We start from the raw sequence: 15,335 nt of genomic DNA, 5'->3' as shown, positions 1-15,335 counted from the left end.
ACCGGGCGGCATCGAAAACTACCTGGAGACACTGCCCGACGACACAGTGCTTGTTCGGGTCTGTTGCCACGGCTAGCAACACCCTCTCTTGCCGCGACCCGCGTGGGTCGCAGTGGCGAACGCAGGCAGCGAAAGATCAACTCGCCGAGGCCGTCTCTGGGCCTCGGCTCGCCCTGGCGGCACACCATAGGGTTGGTTCCCGCTGATGAACGGGTTCCGTGTGGCTGCCGCCGACACTGCGCAATCGCGCTGCAGCGTCTTTCGCCATCCTGAGAACGGCGCCGGTTCGACCGACACGAACGGCCATGTCGTGGTGCTGGTCGAGACACCTGAAACACTGCATCGCCAACTCCCGGCACGGCGAGGTAGGTTCGCGCGAAACGACGAGGGGAACGGGTGTGAAAGATCCGCACGATCAACCGGAGTTACCGACGCCGGCCTGGCGCGGGTGCTTCCACTCGGCAAGTTGTCGAAACGACGGTGTCTCGTTCGTGTAGAAGGTGAAATGCCAGCACACCCGAACGGAGAATGCCATGTCCCGACCGAATGTCCTGCTGAGTGGTTTGGGGATTCCGGAGTCCCCACGCTGGCACCAGGGCCGCTTGTGGTTCTGCAACTGGATCGAGCGCCAGGTTGTCGCGGTCGGTTTGGACGGCAACGCCGAGGTAATGGCCACGCGCGATCCTGACAGCCACCCGATGGGCTATTCCATCGACTGGCTCCCCGACAACACGTTGCTGGTGACCGGAGACAAACTGCGCCGCCGAGAGCCCGACGGGTCGATGGCCGTACACGTCGAGCAAGGCGCGAACGAGATCGTGGTCGACGGTCGCGGCAATATCTACCTCAACGGCGCCGACTTCGAATTCGCCGCCGGAGCGCCACCCAAGCCGGGCTACATCAAGCTCGTCACCCCCGACGGCCGACTGCGTCAGGTCGCAGACGACATCGAATTCCCCAACGGCATGGTCGTCACGCCCGACAACCGGACACTCATCATCTCCGAATCGTTCGCCGGACGGCTCACCGCCTTCGACATCGACACCGACGGCGGACTGTCCAACCGTCGAATCTTCGCCGAGGGGCTCGGCCCGGACGGAATTTGCCTCGACGACGAAGGCGCGGTGTGGGTTTCCACCGGCGGTCACTCCATCGTGCGAGTCGCCGAGGGCGGGGAAATCCTGCAACACGTCGATCTGCCTGAGAACAGAGCCCCCTTCGCACTCATGCTGGGCGGCCCCGACCGCCGCACCCTGTTCATCCTGACCGCGGAATGGAGACTGTCCGACAGCGTCACCGACAACCTCACTCGCCTCAACACCGGGCCACGCACCGGCGAAATCCTCACCCTCCAGGTCACCGTTCCCGGTGCAGGTCGCCCCTGAGTTGAAGGCTCGACACCGCGACTACGAACACACCATAATCGGCGTAAATCGTTTTGTGTCAAGCGGTTTGGTCGATGCCCCGAGTCCTGTCATCGTCCCGGCATAGTGGTAATGGGGTTGGTCCCTGCAGCGTGTAATCGGATTGTGTGACGACAGGTCGGGGCTGCCCGTGATTATGGGCGAGATCGTTGGTGTGTCGCCATGCCGCGTGGAGCTCGCCCTGACCGACCACTCGACGACCGCCGTATAGGCATGTGCCGAGATCATGGTGGTCGCCGTGGTCGTAGGAAATTCAGGTGTCATCAGAACCTCGGTATCGGCACCGTCGGCCTCGCCCTGCATTCCCGACGACATAAGCGCGGTGCCCAGGCAGGCAGCGCCAGTCGATCCTGACGAATGTCCGCTATGGCATTTCCGGTTGCTGAGATCGAGATGGCCTCGGCGCGTTGATCTTTCGGCGTGCAGTGGGCGCTCGACACCGCGTCCAGAGGCACTATCGTGCCTTTCTCCGGGGAGTCCGGCCAGCCGCTGATGAACGTCGATGGTTTCACTTCCCTGTCATGTGCGCGGTCAGGCGCGTCAGTAGGGAAACACAGTCGCGGAGTTGTCGCTGTTCATCGGTGTCGAGGGTGTCGTGGATGGCGGCGGCGAGGGAGTTGGCGCGCTGGGTGCGCAGTTGCCGAAGGTGAGCGCGGCCGGTACCGGTGATGTGCAGCAGAACCTTCCGGCCGTCGTCGGGATGAGGCTCGGCGCGGATCAGGCCGGTGCCGAGGAGTTCCTTTACGGACTTGGCCGCCGACTGATGGGTCACTTTGCGTCGGTGCGCGAGATCGGCGGTGGTTTGGGGGCCGCCGCGGTCGAGGTGGCCGAGAATGGCCGCTTCGCCGGGCGGCATGGTGTCGGCGGTTCGCACGGTACGAACCAGTTCCCCGATCGCTTGGCGCAGGTCCTCAGCGAGGGTGTCGTCTGCCATGGCTTCAACCTTACCCGAATCATGCACCTTAGTTGTACAATTGAGTTGTACAATTTAGGTGTATAGATTGAGTGCTCGAGGGGAGCCCGCATGCAACTCACCAAGTTCGGCCACGCTTGCGTCCGCATGGACAAGCCCGACTGCCGCCTGGCAGTCGATCCCGGCGGGCTCACCGAACCGGAGGCCCTGGCCGATGTCGATGCGGTTCTGGTCACCCATGAGCACTTCGACCATTTCTCCGAGGAGGCATTGCGACGGGCCGCCGAACGCAATCGTGCCCTGCGGATCTGGACCAACACCGCTGTCGCTGCACGGTTGACCGGTCTGGGTGACCGGGTGACCGCCGTCGGTGCGGGCGAGGCGTTCACCGCGGCCGGTTTCGAGGTGAAGGTTTACGGCACCTGGCATGCCGTCATCCACCCCGATATCCCGCAGGTAGGCAATATCGGCTTTCTCGTCGACGACACCGTGTTCCATCCCGGAGACGCGTTCACCGTCCCGGATACCCCGGTCGGCACCCTGCTGCTACCCGTCCATGGCCCCTGGTCCACCACCGGACAACTGATCGACTACGTACGCGAAGTGTCCCCCGCACAGACATACGCGATCCATGACGGCGCCCTCAACGACATCGGAACCGCAATGGTCGGCGGCCTGCTCGGCGACAACGGCCCCGGCACCGGAGCCCCGTACCGACGCCTGACCACGGGCTCTTCGATCGACCTCGATACCGAAGGCGCCGCCCAGGAGTGACAACCGAACCCGCTGCGCCCAAGGCGAACTCGGTGGCCGACGCGGCCGACATTGAAGCAAGCGGACACTCGCATCGACCCGCCCGCCCGTCGGAGGCTCGATCCTCCCCGCCCGGCATCGCGCCATGCCTCCCATGCCATCGACGATCACAGAATATCTGCCGAATCCCGGCAGGTTTGGCGCATGCGCCCGATGCCCTCGATCTCGAGATCGATCACGTCGCCGGGGAGTAGGTAGGGGAAACGGCCGGAGAGGGCTACACCTTCGGGGGTTCCGGTATTGATGAGGTCGCCGGGTTCTAGGACCGCGTACTGGGACAGGTGCCAGACCAGATACGCGACGTCGAAGATGAGGTCGGCCGTCGAAGAGTCTTGGCGCGGTTCACCATTGACCCAGGAGCGCAGGCGCAGGTTCTTCGGGTCGAGGCGATCGGCGGGGATCAGGGCGGGACCGAGGGGGTTGAAGGTCGCGCAGCACTTGCCCTTCGACCATTGGCCGCCGGATTCCTTGAGCTGGAAGCGGCGTTCGGAGACATCGTTCGAAATGGTGTAGCCCGCAATGTGTTTCATGGCAGCGTCAGGGGAGTCCAGGTAGCTCGCCCGGCGGCTGATCACCACCGCCAGCTCGACCTCCCAGTCGGTCCGGTCGGACCCACGCGGGATCATCACGTCGTCGTACGGCCCGACCACGGTATTGGGTGTCTTGAAGAAGACCACCGGTGTACGTGGCGGTTCCGCTCCCGATTCGGCGGCGTGCGCGGCATAGTTCATGCCGATGCACCAGACGGCCTGCGGGCGCGCGATCGGTGCGCCGATACGTTGTCCGGTGAGGTCGATGGGCGACAGCAGGCCCTGTGACAGCGCCGCCGCGGTCTTCGATATGCCGTCTGCGGCGAGGAACGCACCATCGATATCCGGTGTCAGTGTGGACAGATCATAGGTTTGATCGCCGTCGACCACGACCGGTCGCTCCGTGCCGACCGCGCCGATCCGCTGCAATTTCACGCACTAGCTCCTTTATTGGTGGGTTCCGCCTGATCGGCGGACAGCCGGTATACGCGCCGCGCCGTTGTGGACAACACCTTGACGCGATCGTCCGGGGCAAGTCCGACGAGGACCTGGACAGTGGCCCGCCAGACCTCCGCATAGGAGGCGGCGGTCAGGGTGAACGGCCAATCCCCGCCCACCATCAGCCGATCCGGCCCGAACACCGCTAGCGCGTGATCGACGTACGGCTGCCAATCGGCGGCGGTGAATCCGGGCTTGGACACCGTGGCCAGGCCGGAGATCTTCGCCACCACATTGGGTTGCTCGGCCGCGGCGGCCAGCAGATCCGCCCACGGCTGCCAGTCGCCGGACGCGATCGGCGGTTTGCCCAGATGGTCGAGAACCACTGTGAGCGTCGGGTGTTCGGCCGCCACCGCCGGCACCTGCGCCAGCAGATCGGAACGCTCGGCCACCGCGTCGAAACTCAGACCGGCCTCGGCGAGCATGGCTAGGCTGTCCGAAACCTCAGCTCGCAGTAGCCAGGTCGGATCCGGGTCACGGTGGATCATGTGCCGCACTCCGACGTACTCGGGCCGCCGCAGCCGGGCCAGCTCGAAGGCGGCCCGACTGGGTTCGTCCAGCGGGAGCCAGCCGACCACGACCGCCGGGTGCGGGGCGTGTGCCGCTGCGTCCAATAACGCGCGATTCTCGGCCAGTGAGTCGGACGCCTGCACCAGCACCAACCCCGCGATATCGTGCTCGGGCAGCTGCGGTTCGAGGTCGTCCAGCGTATAGGTGCGATACAAGACATCGGATGTATTGGTCAGCCAGTCGTATTCGACATGGAATTTTCCACCTCGAACGTCCCAAACATGCACATGTGCGTCTACAGTCATCGGAGGCATGTGTTCACATTCTCGAAAGTGAAGGAACCGGTTTGTCGGTCACCGACGATGCGATTGCGAAGATCAAGGCGATGATCGTCTCGGGCGATTTGACGCCCGGATCGAGGTTGCCACGTGAGGCCGATCTGGCCGCCGAGCTCGGGGTGTCGCGCAATTCGCTGCGGGAGGCGGTGCGCGCTCTGTCGCTGGTGCGAATCCTGGACGTGCGCCAGGGCGACGGCACCTTTGTGGCGAGCCTGGAGCCGAATTCGCTGCTGGACGCCATGAGCTTCCTGCTGGAGTTCCATCAGGACGACTCCGTGCTCGACATCCTGGGCGTGCGGCGGATTCTGGAGCCCGCCGCGACCGCGCTGGCGGCGCAGCACATGACCGACGAGGAGATCACCCACCTGCGCACCCTGGTCGAGCCCGGCAGTGCGTCGGTGACCGATCTGGTCGCGCTCGACCTGAGCTTCCACGCCGCCATCGCCACTGCATCCGGCAATAAAGTCCTTGCCTCGCTGCTGGATTCGCTGTCCATGCCGACCACACGCGCACGGATCTGGCGTGGCGTCACCGAAGAGGGCGCGTTCGAGCGCACGGTCGCGGAGCATCGCGGCATCTGCGATGCGATCGCCGCGCACGACCCGCAACTGGCGCAGGCGCGGGCGCTGGCGCATGTGGCCGGGGTGATGGAATGGCTGGGCCGGGCGGTGGAGTGAGCGGCTCATCGCGGTGCTCGATTCACCACAGCGCCTGATCCTCGAGCTCGGACCAGAGTTCTTCCGGCACAGGCAGATCGAGCATGGCTATGCTGTCATCGATCTCCGCGCGAGTACCGGACCCGAGCACGATCGCCGTCACGGCGGGATGCCGCCGCGGGAACTGCACGGCCGCCGCCCGCAGTGGCACACCGTATTTCGTGCACCGCCGCTCCAGGTCCTGCGCGCGGGTGACGACGGTGGGGTCCGCCGTGCGGTAGTCGAAGGTGGCCTGCCGCAAGGGATCCGCCAGCACTCCGCTATTGAGCACCCCGGCGACGAGCACCTGGATTCCACGTTCCGCACATTCGGGCAGCAGTTGCTGCTCGGCTCGGCGGTCTAGCAATGAATACCGCCCGGCAATCATGACGGTGTCGATGGCCGACTCCCGCACGAACCGCAATGCGGTCTCGACGTGGTTGACGCCGATACCGATCCCAGCGGTCAGCCCTTCGGCCCGCATCCGTTCCAGCTCCGGCAGTGCCTCGCCCAGGGCTTGGTCCATATGCGCCTCGGGGTCGTGTACAAGCATCCGATCCACTCGATCCAGGCCGAGCCGAATCAGCGATTGCTCCAGCGACAGCCGTACGCCTTTCGCCGAATAGTCCAGCCGCCGTGACCGTTTGGGCGCACCGTAGAACTCATCGGCCCCCTCGGGCGCGTCCGGGTCGTCGTACAGCAACCGCCCCACCTTGGTGGAAACCGTGAACTCCGAACGGTTTCGCTCACGCAGGAGCCGGCCGAGGCGCTCCTCGCCGAGCCCGCCGCCGTAGTGCGGCGCCGTATCGAAACTCCGAATCCCGGCCGCCCAGGCCGCTTCCAGCGCTTCCTGCGCCGCGTCCTCGTCGACCGAACGGTACAACCCCGCATATCCCGCACCACCGAGCATCACCTCGACGCGCGGTCGCGGGTTCAGCTCCCAGACCACCGGCAAACCGGCCTCCGGCGCCGAATAGTCGTGGGGGACATCGGTGAACCCGCTCATACGAGCCTGCCAGGCGATATTCACCGGCAAACCAGCCAGTTCGGCCAGTAGCTTGTCATAGCTGTCGCAGTCGATGACATGGAACAGATCCAACCCGCTGCGCCAGATGGTCCAGCCGGTCGCACCGGCGGCGCGAATGGCCGCGACGAGGTCGGCCGGTACCGCGCGATGGGCTGACTCGTACTCGGCCTCCGCACCCGGTTTCAGCCTGGTGTGCAAGGCGATTCGCATGCTCACTCCTGCCGCCGTCCGCTGGCGATGCGAGTGATGACCAGGGCGACGAGGATGAGCGCCCCATTGATGAACTTCAGCGAATCCGCGCTCACCCCGCCGTAGGACAGCAGCTTCTGGATCAGCGTAAGAATCAGGATTCCGAAGAACGCGCCCACCACCGACCCGCGCCCGCCATTGAGTGACACGCCGCCGATAACGCAGGCGGCGAACACATTGAAGATCATCCCGTCGCCCTGGCTGACCTGGACGCTGGCGAACTGCCCGGAGTAGATGAGCCCGCCGATCGCGGCAAGCACCCCGGCGATCACCAGCACGCCGATGACCACCCGATCGGTGCGAATACCGGCGGCTCGCGCGGCGGCCTCATTGCCGCCGACCGCGTACAGTGCCCGCCCGGCCGTGGTGTAGTTCAGCACCAGATATCCGATCACGAACAATGCCAGGGCGATGATCACGTTCGCTGGCAGGCCCAGAACTCGTGCATTGCCGAGCCATTCGACCGAGCCCGGAATCTTGGTCAGGGTGAACCCGGACGTGAGGAAGGTCAGCAACCCGCGCAGGGCGATGAGCATCGCCAGCGTCACGATGAACCCGTTGAGGCCGAAGCGCACGATCAGCAGGCCGTTGACCACACCGACCGCCGCGCCCACCAGTAGCGCGATCGGAATGCTCATCCACGGCGACGCCCAGGTGAAGGCGCCGACCTCGGTGGTGCCCATGGTCACCCAGATCGCCACCCCCGGGGCGAGGCCGAACGTGGATTCCAGCGAGAGGTCCATCCGGCCGACCACCAGCACCAGCACCTCGGCCAGCACCAGCAGCGAAATACCGCTCATGGTGCTCAGCACATTGGTGAGATTGGCTGTCGAGACGAAGTTGGTATTGATGAAGTATCCGACCACCAGCGCCAGCAGGATCGGCGGCACCAGTAGCAGATCGCGGAATGCGGTCCAGCGCACGTGGATTCGCGCCCGGTGCGGCGGGGCCGCGGTGGGCGCACCGGTTTCGGTCGCGGTCCGGGTCATAGCAGTCCTTCCATGGCGGTGACGAGCTCGCGGTCGTTCCAGCCCTTGTCGAAGCGGGCGGTGAGCCGTCCCTGCACCAGGACCAGCACGCGGTCGGCGTCGCGCAGATCGTCGAGTTCGTCGGAGACGACGAGGACGGCGGTGCCGCGATCGGCGGCGGCACGCACCACCGCGCGCAGAGTTTCCTTGGAGCGCACGTCGACTCCCGCGGTGGGGGTGATCAGCACCAGCACTCGCGGTTCGGTGGCAAGGGCGCGGGCGAACACCACCTTCTGCTGATTGCCGCCGGATAGTTCGGCGACGCTCTGCTGCGGGCTCTCGGTCTTGATATCGAGTTCCGCGATGGCGGTGCCCGCCAGCACATCTCGGCTGCGCCGCGACAGCAGGCCGAACGGGCCGAGTTTGTGCGGCACGGTGAGGGTGGCATTGTCGGCCACGCTCATGGACAGGATCAGCCCTTCCTCGTGACGATCGCGCGGCACGAATCCGATCCCGGCGTCGCGCGCCGCCCGCACCCCGCCGCCGCGCAGCGGCTTGCCCGTCACCAGTACCGATCCGCCTGCCGCCCTGCGTAATCCGACAATGGTCTCGGCCACCTCGATCCGCCCGCTGCTGCCGCCGCCGGCCAGTCCCACGATCTCCCCTGGGCGCACGTCGATATCGATCGCGTCGAATTCGCCGACGCGCGTGAGCTTCTCCACCTTCAATGCCGGTGCGCGGGCGGCGTCGGGGGCCTGTCGTGGCACCGCGGTTTCCAAGTCCGTCGAATCGCCGGTCATGGCGGCGATGAGCGCAGGCTTGGCCAGTTCGGCGACCGGAGCCGTGACGATATGCCGGGCATCCCGGAAAACCGTGACGTCGGAACAGATTTCGTAGGTCTCGTCGAGATGATGGGAGATGAACAGAAAGGTCACGCCCTGTTCCTGGAGGTCCCGGATCCTGGCGAACAGGCGCTTGATGGCGGGACCGTCCAGCTGTGCGGTCGGCTCGTCGAGAATGATGAACCGCGCGCCGTGCGAGAGCGAACGCGCGATTTCCACCAGTTGCCGATGCTCCACCGACAGCTCGCGGGCGAGCGTATCCACCGAAACCGGCACCGACCAGGTATCCAGCAGCGCCCGCGCTCGCGTCCGCAGCGTGCGCCAATTGACCAGGCGCCCACCGAACCCCTGTCGATTGACGAACAGATTCTCCGCCACCGACAGGTCGGGAATGATCGTGGAGTGCTGGTAGACGCACGCCACGCGGGACCGCCAGGCATCCCGATCGGCGGGCGCCGGTGCCGGGTGCCCCTGGAAGCGCACCTCCCCCTCATCGGGAGCTGCGAGTCCGGTCAGAATCGACACCAGGGTCGACTTCCCGGCGCCGTTTCGCCCCACCAGCGCATGCGTGCGGCCGGCGGTGACGCGCAATCCGACGCGATCGAGCGCGATATTGCGGCCGAACCGCTTGGTCACCCCGATCGCCTCGGCCACCGGTGGAACATCCGGTTGTTGCTGTGAAACTGTTTCGGGCACTACGGTTTCCATCGCTAGGGTATCGATCCGTTCAGTGCCCGCGGCCCCACAGCGCGGGATCGGTGCTCGCCACGGTGTTCATATCGCCAACCTTGCCGCCGGTGCGGGTCACGACCGGCGCCGGGAGCTGATCCTCGAGCTGGCCGCCGCCGGTGTCGACAATGGTCGAGCCGTGATCGGTCGGACCGGGAGTGAACTTCTTACCGTCCACGGCCGCTTTCGCGTACATCGCGGCGTACTGCGCGTACAGATCGGCGGGTTGCGAGACGGTGGCGTCGATATCGCCCGAGTCGATGGCGTCGAGCTCAGCCTTGATGCCATCATTGGACACGATCGAAATATGACCTGGCTGACCGGCTTTCACGAGTTTGCCGGTACGCTTGAGCAATGCCAGCGTCGACTGCAGGAATGCGCCGCCGGCCTGCATGTAGATGCCGTTGATGTCCGGATCGGTGAGCAGCTTGTCCTGCAGGCCCGAGGTGGCCTTGTCGGCCTTCCACTCGGTGGGGATTTCGATCACCTTGATATTCGGGTATTTCGTCCGCATGCAGTCGGCGAAGGCCTGGGAGCGGTCGCGGCCGTTGATCGAGGCCAGATCACCCTGGAATTCCACGACTTTCCCGGTGCCGTGCAGGGTTTCGCCGAGGTAGGTGCAGGCGTTCGCACCATAGGCCCGGTTGTCGGCCCGCACCACCATGTACGCGCCGCCGCTGTCGGGGCGAGTGTCGACGCTGATCACCGGCACGTTCCTATTGGCGGCGGCGGTGAGCGCCGGTTTCGCGGCAGCGGTGTCCTGCGGCGCCATGATGATCGCCTTGACGTCCTTCGAAAGCAGCGTGTCCACATTGGATTTCAACCGATTGGAGTCATTGTCGGAGGAGGTGTTCTCCAGCCTCACCCCGGCCGCGGCGGCCTTCGGGCCGAGATACCCGGCGTAGGCGCTCCAGAAGTCGGTGTCCGAGCGCGGCTGGTCCGCGCCGACCAGTACACCGTTGTCGGCGCCCTTCCCGACGGCCGCGGCGGGACCGCCGCCGGATGTCTGTTCGCGGGAACAGGCCGCCACCGCGACGACCAGTACGGCGGCTACTGCCGCGCCGATGATCCTGGTGTTCATGAGAGTTCGTGCTCCTTCGCCGAAACCTGTTGTACTGCTGAGAAAGTGGTCGGCTCCAGCCATGCCGCGCCGGTGGGAAAGGTGTAGTCGCGGAGCGAGTCCGGGAGCATCTCGGCGCTGAAACCTGGTGCGCGCGGGGTGAGATAGCGTCCGCCGGCCACCCGGACCGGATCGCGGAAATGCTCGTGCAAATGGTCGACGTATTCGATGGCGCGGCCCTGCATGGTGCCGGAGATGGCGATGTAGTCGATCATTGCCAGGTGCTGCACCAGCTCGCACAGCCCGACCCCGCCGGCGTGCGGAATGACCGGAACCCCGAACTTGGCCGCCAGCAACAGGATTGCGAGATTCTCGTTGACACCGGCGACACGGGCGGCATCGATTTGCAGGACGTCGACCGCGCCCGCCTGCAGTAGCTGTTTGAACAGGACGCGATTCTGGCCGTGCTCGCCGGTGGAGATCGGCACCCCCGCGACGCGGCGACGAATCTCGGCGTGGCCCAGGATGTCATCGGGACTGGTGGGTTCCTCGACCCAAGACAGCCCGGCCGGAGCCAGCCGCGAAATCCATTCTGCCGCTTCATCGACGCCCCAGCGTTGGTTGGCGTCGACGGCCAGGCCGATATCGGGTCCGATGGCGTGCCGCGCGAGCATGACCCGACGCACGTCCTCATCTGGATCGCGGCCGACCTTGATCTTGATGGTGCCGAATCCGTCGGCGACCGCTCGCTGGGCGAGGCGGGTCAGCTTGGCATCCGAGTAGCCGAGCCAGCCGGCGGAAGTAGTGTAGGCGGGATATCCGGTGGCCAGCAGGCGTTCGGTGCGTTCGGCACGGCCCGGTTCGGCCTCGCGCAGGATGGTCAGGGCCTCGTCGGGGGTAAGGGCGTCGGTCAGGTAGCGGAAGTCCACCTGCGCCACCAGGTCTTCCGGACTCATCTCCGACGCCAACTGCCACACAGGTTTTCCCGCGCGTTTGGCGGCGAGGTCCCAGGCGGCATTGACGACCGCGCCGATCGCCATGTGCATGACGCCCTTCTCCGGGCCCAGCCAGCGCAGCTGCGAATCATCGGTCAGGCTACGCGCGAAACCGCCCAGATCGCCGGTGATCTCGTCGACCGAGCGGCCCACCACCAGATGATCGAGGGCTTGGATAGCGGCCTGCTGCACCTCATTGCCGCGCCCGATGGTGAACGCGAAGCCGTGGCCGTCCGGGACCGCCGCATCGTCGGTGCGCAGGATCACGTAGGCCGCTGAATAGTCGGGGTCGGGGTTCATGGCATCCGAGCCGTCCAGCTGGGTCGACGTCGGGAACCGAATATCCAACGTGTTCAGCGCCGTAATGAAAGCCATGCGTGATCCTCGCTGCCAGAAGTGATCTGGGTCACGACTATACATCCGATGTCTAGGAATGCAAGGGCTGTTGATCCGGGCCGCCTCCCGGCGAATAGGCCGAATACGGGGGGTTCATTCGGCGAGTGGTGCTATCTTCCGAAGTTGTAAACATCGGATCAGTGCACGGATGAGGTCGGTATGACTTACGGGGAGTTGGACGGGCTGACGGCCGTGGTGACGGGCGGCGGATCCGGCATCGGCCGGGCAATCGCGACCGCATTCGGCCTCGCTGGTGCGCGGGTGGCCGTGCTGGATCTGCGGCCGGGCCCACCGGTCGGACGCGATGGCCTGGCGTTGACATGCAATGTGTGTGACGACGATTCGGTGCGCGCGGCCATCGAGACCGCCGCCGACGCATTCGGCCGCCTGGATATCGTGGTCAACAATGCGGGCATCGGTGCGCAGGGAACCGTCGAGGACAATACCGACGATGATTGGCAACGCATCTTGGACGTGAATGTGCTCGGTGCCGTGCGGGTTTCCCGCGCCGCTCTACCCCACCTGCGCCGCTCGCCCGCCGCCGCGATCGTGAACACCTGCTCGATCGCAGCCACCACCGGCCTGCCGAACCGCGCGGCCTACAGTGCCAGCAAGGGCGCGATCCTCGCACTGACGCGCGCCATGGCGGCCGATCACCTCTCCGAAGGAATTCGAGTCAACTGCGTGAATCCGGGCACGGTCGACACCCCCTGGGTGCAACGCCTGCTCGCCGCTGCCCCTGATCCTGCCGCAGAACTCGTTGCACTCCAAGCGCGTCAGCCGCACGGCAGGCTGGTCAGCCCCGAAGAAGTCGCGGCTGCTGTGTTGTATCTCGCCGGACCACACGCGGCTTCGACCGCCGGCGTCATGCTGGAAGTAGACGGCGGCATGCACTCACTCCGGCTGCGTGCGCCCATTGGCCGCCCGAATATCGCCGAGCAACAGGAGAATCCGATCCGGTGACCGAACGCCGCATCCCGAAATACCGCGACCTCGCGCCGTTGGTGAAGTTCGAGCGCCCCTTCGGCGGCCTCGACCATAAACTCGCTCGCGCCCAAACCATCTGGGACCTGCGCGAGTTGGCTCGCAAACGCACACCAAAGGTCGCCTTCGACTACACGGACGGCGCCGCCGACGCCGAAATCAGCCTCGAGCGGGCCCGACAAGCGTTCCAAGACATCGAATTCCGCCCAGCCATCCTCCGCGACGTCGCCGACATCGACACCAGCACGACCATCCTCGGCAAACCCTCCCAGCTGCCCTTCGGCATCGCCCCCACCGGCTTCACCCGCATGATGCACACCGCAGGCGAAGTCGCCGGCGCCCGAGCCGCCGCCCGAGCCGGAATCCCCTTCACCCTGTCCACCATGGGCACCACAGCCATCGAAGACCTGGCCGCCGCCACCAATCCCCAGGCCCGCAACTGGTTTCAGCTCTACATGTGGAAAGACCGGGACCGCTCCCTGGCCTTGGTCGACCGCGCCGCCACGGCAGGCTTCGACACCCTGGTAGTCACAGTCGACGTCCCGGTCGCCGGCGCCCGCCTGCGCGACGCGCGCAACGGCATGACCGTCCCACCCTCGATAACCCTCACTGGCGCCCTCGACGCGATCCGAAAACCCCGCTGGTGGTTCGATTTCCTCACCACCGAACCCCTGGCCTTCGCCTCCCTGGACCGCTGGTCCGGCACCGTCGCCGACCTCCTCGACACCATGTTCGACCCCACAGTCGACTTCGACGACCTAACCTGGATCCGCGGCCGCTGGCCCGGGCGACTCCTCGTCAAGGGCGTCCAAACGGTAGACGATGCCAAACGCCTCGCCGCCCTGGGCGTAGACGGCATAATCCTGTCCAACCACGGTGGCCGCCAACTGGATCGAGCCCCGGTCCCCCTACACCTCCTCCCCTCGGTGGTCCACGAGGTAGGCGACGACCTCGAAATCCACTTGGACACAGGCATAATGCACGGCGCCGATATAGTCACCGCGCTGGCCCTGGGCGCCCATTTCACCCTGATCGGCCGCGCCTATCTCTACGGCCTGATGGCCGGGGGCGAATCAGGCGTAGACCGCGCCATCGACATCCTCCGCACTCAGCTCACGCGCACGATGAAACTCCTGGGCGTCGGCTCCATACAAGAACTCGAACCCGCCCACGTCCGCCTGCTTCACCAGCGCCCGAGGTAATCGGCACCGCTTCCCGTCCGGCGGCCAGTCCCGCCGAGGGATCGTCGTATCCGAACTGTCGCATTTCCAGATGCACACCCGGATGGTGCTCCCGGAATGCCGACAGGATGGGATCGGTCAGCGTCAGCGCCGCACCTCCAGGAAGCCCAGCGCCAGCCGGTCGTGTTCACTGCGCTGAATCGCCCGCGCGCGTTTCACCGCCGTGTCCGAGGCGGCCAGTAGGGCGCGCGCGTCCACCAGAAACGCCGCCCCGGCCGCGGTCAATTCCACACTGCGCGTGCTGCGTACGAGCAGCGTCACCCCGACCGTCTGCTCGAGCTGCTTGATCTGCGCGCTCAACGCCTGCTGTGCGATGTGCATACGCTGGGCCGCACGAGTGAAGTTCAATTCCTCGGCCACCGCCGCGAAATAGCGCAGGTGTCGCATGTGCAGGTCCATTGCTCGAGTGTAGGTACCGCTAGGCCACGGGCAACCTGCGCGATCGCATTGCTAACGAATGAGCCGACTACACCAGCGACAGCCAATAGTCCTGAAAGCGCAGGAAAACGAGAAGCAGAACCAGCGTGCAGAACAGCGCCAGCACCGTCCATCGCCACTGCACGAGCATGCCGAGCGGGCCGCCCGCCTCGCCCCACAGCCGATCGCTCACCACGATCAATATCAAGGGCGTTGCGACCCACACCAGCATGCAGTACGGGCACAGCGCGTTGATGCGATACAGCGTCTGGAAGATGAACCAGCACACGAATCCGAGGCCGACCGCCGTGCCCAGCCACAGCCCGCCCCAGATCCACCGCGGAAATCCCACCCGAGCAACCGCCGATACGCCGACGGTGACCACCACTGAGAAGCCCACCACGCCGAGGATCGGATTGGGGAACCCGAAGACCGCCGCCTGGTCGGTCACCATTACCGATCCGCAGGACAAAATCGGATTGATGCTGCAGGACGGACGATAGCCGGGTTCGGCGAACAGCTTGAAGCGCTCGATGGTCAAGGTGACCGAGGCCAGCCAGCCGACGAGGCCGCCGATGAGCAGCAGCCACGCCGAGACCCGCTGGGCCGGGTCCACGGCGGTGGCTGGTTGATCAGACGCGGGCACGTTCGCGGGCCAGAGCGCGGTCGCGTTGTTCCTCGAAACGTGGGATCTGTACCTGTGCCA

The 15,335-nt window shown here is 65.7% G+C and carries 15 protein-coding genes; 5 read left to right on the top strand and 10 right to left on the bottom strand.

The window, feature by feature from the left end; translation table 11 throughout:
- Positions 1–533 precede the first annotated feature (533 nt).
- Positions 534–1,385, top strand: a complete 852-nt coding sequence (locus ACWEO2_RS43415) for an SMP-30/gluconolactonase/LRE family protein (protein ID WP_452410723.1) — start codon at positions 534–536, stop codon at positions 1,383–1,385.
- Between the two features lie 547 nt (positions 1,386–1,932).
- Here ACWEO2_RS43415 and ACWEO2_RS43410 read toward each other — a convergent pair.
- A complete protein-coding gene (locus ACWEO2_RS43410) occupies positions 1,933–2,358 on the bottom strand; it encodes a MarR family winged helix-turn-helix transcriptional regulator (protein ID WP_452410722.1) in 426 nt (141 codons plus the stop codon).
- A 90-nt stretch (positions 2,359–2,448) separates the two neighbouring features.
- Here ACWEO2_RS43410 and ACWEO2_RS43405 point away from each other — a divergent pair, with 90 nt between their 5' ends.
- Entirely contained in the window at positions 2,449–3,111 is a 663-nt protein-coding gene (locus ACWEO2_RS43405) for an MBL fold metallo-hydrolase (RefSeq protein WP_452410721.1), read from the top strand.
- Between the two features lie 146 nt (positions 3,112–3,257).
- Here ACWEO2_RS43405 and ACWEO2_RS43400 read toward each other — a convergent pair whose 3' ends face one another.
- Both ACWEO2_RS43400 and ACWEO2_RS43395 read right to left on the bottom strand, forming a co-directional pair.
- Entirely contained in the window at positions 3,258–4,115 is an 858-nt protein-coding gene (locus ACWEO2_RS43400) for a fumarylacetoacetate hydrolase family protein (protein ID WP_452410720.1), read from the bottom strand.
- Positions 4,112–4,993 (bottom strand): amidohydrolase family protein, encoded by an 882-nt coding sequence (locus ACWEO2_RS43395; protein WP_452410719.1) that lies wholly within the window; start codon positions 4,991–4,993, stop codon positions 4,112–4,114. The genes ACWEO2_RS43400 and ACWEO2_RS43395 overlap by 4 nt, the downstream gene beginning before the upstream one ends.
- Positions 4,994–5,034: 41 nt before the next feature.
- On the opposite strand from ACWEO2_RS43395, the gene ACWEO2_RS43390 reads away from it, so the two are divergent.
- Positions 5,035–5,703, top strand: coding sequence for a FadR/GntR family transcriptional regulator (locus ACWEO2_RS43390; protein WP_354962012.1), 669 nt, complete (start codon positions 5,035–5,037; stop codon positions 5,701–5,703).
- A 22-nt stretch (positions 5,704–5,725) separates the two neighbouring features.
- Here the strand turns inward: ACWEO2_RS43390 and ACWEO2_RS43385 are convergent, their stop codons facing one another.
- The 5 genes from ACWEO2_RS43385 to ACWEO2_RS43365 are packed head-to-tail and all read right to left on the bottom strand — an operon-like array spanning position 5,726 to position 11,966.
- Positions 5,726–6,958: an aldo/keto reductase gene (locus ACWEO2_RS43385; RefSeq protein ID WP_452410718.1), complete on the bottom strand. Its 1,233-nt coding sequence runs from the start codon at positions 6,956–6,958 to the stop codon at positions 5,726–5,728.
- 2 nt (positions 6,959–6,960) lie between these two features.
- Positions 6,961–7,986 (bottom strand): ABC transporter permease, encoded by a 1,026-nt coding sequence (locus tag ACWEO2_RS43380; RefSeq protein ID WP_452410717.1) that lies wholly within the window; start codon positions 7,984–7,986, stop codon positions 6,961–6,963.
- The gene (locus tag ACWEO2_RS43375; protein WP_452410716.1) at positions 7,983–9,503 is read right to left on the bottom strand and encodes a sugar ABC transporter ATP-binding protein; all 1,521 of its coding nucleotides are present in this window, start codon (positions 9,501–9,503) and stop codon (positions 7,983–7,985) included. Before ACWEO2_RS43375 ends, ACWEO2_RS43380 begins: the two co-directional genes overlap by 4 nt.
- Positions 9,504–9,534: 31 nt before the next feature.
- A complete protein-coding gene (locus ACWEO2_RS43370; protein ID WP_452410715.1) occupies positions 9,535–10,617 on the bottom strand; it encodes a sugar ABC transporter substrate-binding protein in 1,083 nt (360 codons plus the stop codon).
- Positions 10,614–11,966: an enolase C-terminal domain-like protein gene (locus ACWEO2_RS43365; RefSeq protein ID WP_452410714.1), complete on the bottom strand. Its 1,353-nt coding sequence runs from the start codon at positions 11,964–11,966 to the stop codon at positions 10,614–10,616. The genes ACWEO2_RS43370 and ACWEO2_RS43365 overlap by 4 nt, the downstream gene beginning before the upstream one ends.
- Positions 11,967–12,146: 180 nt before the next feature.
- Here ACWEO2_RS43365 and ACWEO2_RS43360 point away from each other — a divergent pair, with 180 nt between their 5' ends.
- Together ACWEO2_RS43360 and ACWEO2_RS43355 are read left to right on the top strand one after the other, a co-directional pair.
- A complete protein-coding gene (locus ACWEO2_RS43360) occupies positions 12,147–12,950 on the top strand; it encodes an SDR family NAD(P)-dependent oxidoreductase (protein WP_452410713.1) in 804 nt (267 codons plus the stop codon).
- Complete coding sequence (locus ACWEO2_RS43355; protein ID WP_452410712.1) at positions 12,947–14,173, top strand: alpha-hydroxy acid oxidase; 1,227 nt, start codon at positions 12,947–12,949, stop codon at positions 14,171–14,173. The genes ACWEO2_RS43360 and ACWEO2_RS43355 overlap by 4 nt, the downstream gene beginning before the upstream one ends.
- A gap of 123 nt (positions 14,174–14,296) precedes the next feature.
- On the opposite strand, the gene ACWEO2_RS43350 is transcribed toward ACWEO2_RS43355, so the two are convergent.
- Both ACWEO2_RS43350 and ACWEO2_RS43345 read right to left on the bottom strand, forming a co-directional pair.
- The gene (locus ACWEO2_RS43350; RefSeq protein WP_452410711.1) at positions 14,297–14,611 is read right to left on the bottom strand and encodes a LysR family transcriptional regulator; all 315 of its coding nucleotides are present in this window, start codon (positions 14,609–14,611) and stop codon (positions 14,297–14,299) included.
- A 67-nt stretch (positions 14,612–14,678) separates the two neighbouring features.
- Entirely contained in the window at positions 14,679–15,275 is a 597-nt protein-coding gene (locus ACWEO2_RS43345) for a vitamin K epoxide reductase family protein (RefSeq protein WP_452410724.1), read from the bottom strand.
- Positions 15,276–15,335 lie beyond the last annotated feature (60 nt).

It is taken from the genome of Nocardia sp. NPDC004278, from assembly GCF_053602975.1.
The sequence above is the reverse complement of the archived record's forward strand: the minus strand, read 5'-3'. Positions and strand labels throughout refer to the sequence as shown.

Coding starts and splice junctions, on each gene's coding strand:
- ACWEO2_RS43380 (WP_452410717.1), bottom strand. CDS start 7,986: ATGACCCGGACCGCGACCGAAACCGGTGCGCCCACCGCGGCCCCGCCG.
- ACWEO2_RS43360 (WP_452410713.1), top strand. CDS start 12,147: ATGACTTACGGGGAGTTGGACGGGCTGACGGCCGTGGTGACGGGCGGC.
- ACWEO2_RS43405 (WP_452410721.1), top strand. CDS start 2,449: ATGCAACTCACCAAGTTCGGCCACGCTTGCGTCCGCATGGACAAGCCC.
- ACWEO2_RS43410 (WP_452410722.1), bottom strand. CDS start 2,358: ATGGCAGACGACACCCTCGCTGAGGACCTGCGCCAAGCGATCGGGGAA.
- ACWEO2_RS43365 (WP_452410714.1), bottom strand. CDS start 11,966: ATGGCTTTCATTACGGCGCTGAACACGTTGGATATTCGGTTCCCGACG.
- ACWEO2_RS43350 (WP_452410711.1), bottom strand. CDS start 14,611: ATGGACCTGCACATGCGACACCTGCGCTATTTCGCGGCGGTGGCCGAG.
- ACWEO2_RS43415 (WP_452410723.1), top strand. CDS start 534: ATGTCCCGACCGAATGTCCTGCTGAGTGGTTTGGGGATTCCGGAGTCC.
- ACWEO2_RS43370 (WP_452410715.1), bottom strand. CDS start 10,617: ATGAACACCAGGATCATCGGCGCGGCAGTAGCCGCCGTACTGGTCGTC.
- ACWEO2_RS43385 (WP_452410718.1), bottom strand. CDS start 6,958: ATGCGAATCGCCTTGCACACCAGGCTGAAACCGGGTGCGGAGGCCGAG.
- ACWEO2_RS43395 (WP_452410719.1), bottom strand. CDS start 4,993: ATGACTGTAGACGCACATGTGCATGTTTGGGACGTTCGAGGTGGAAAA.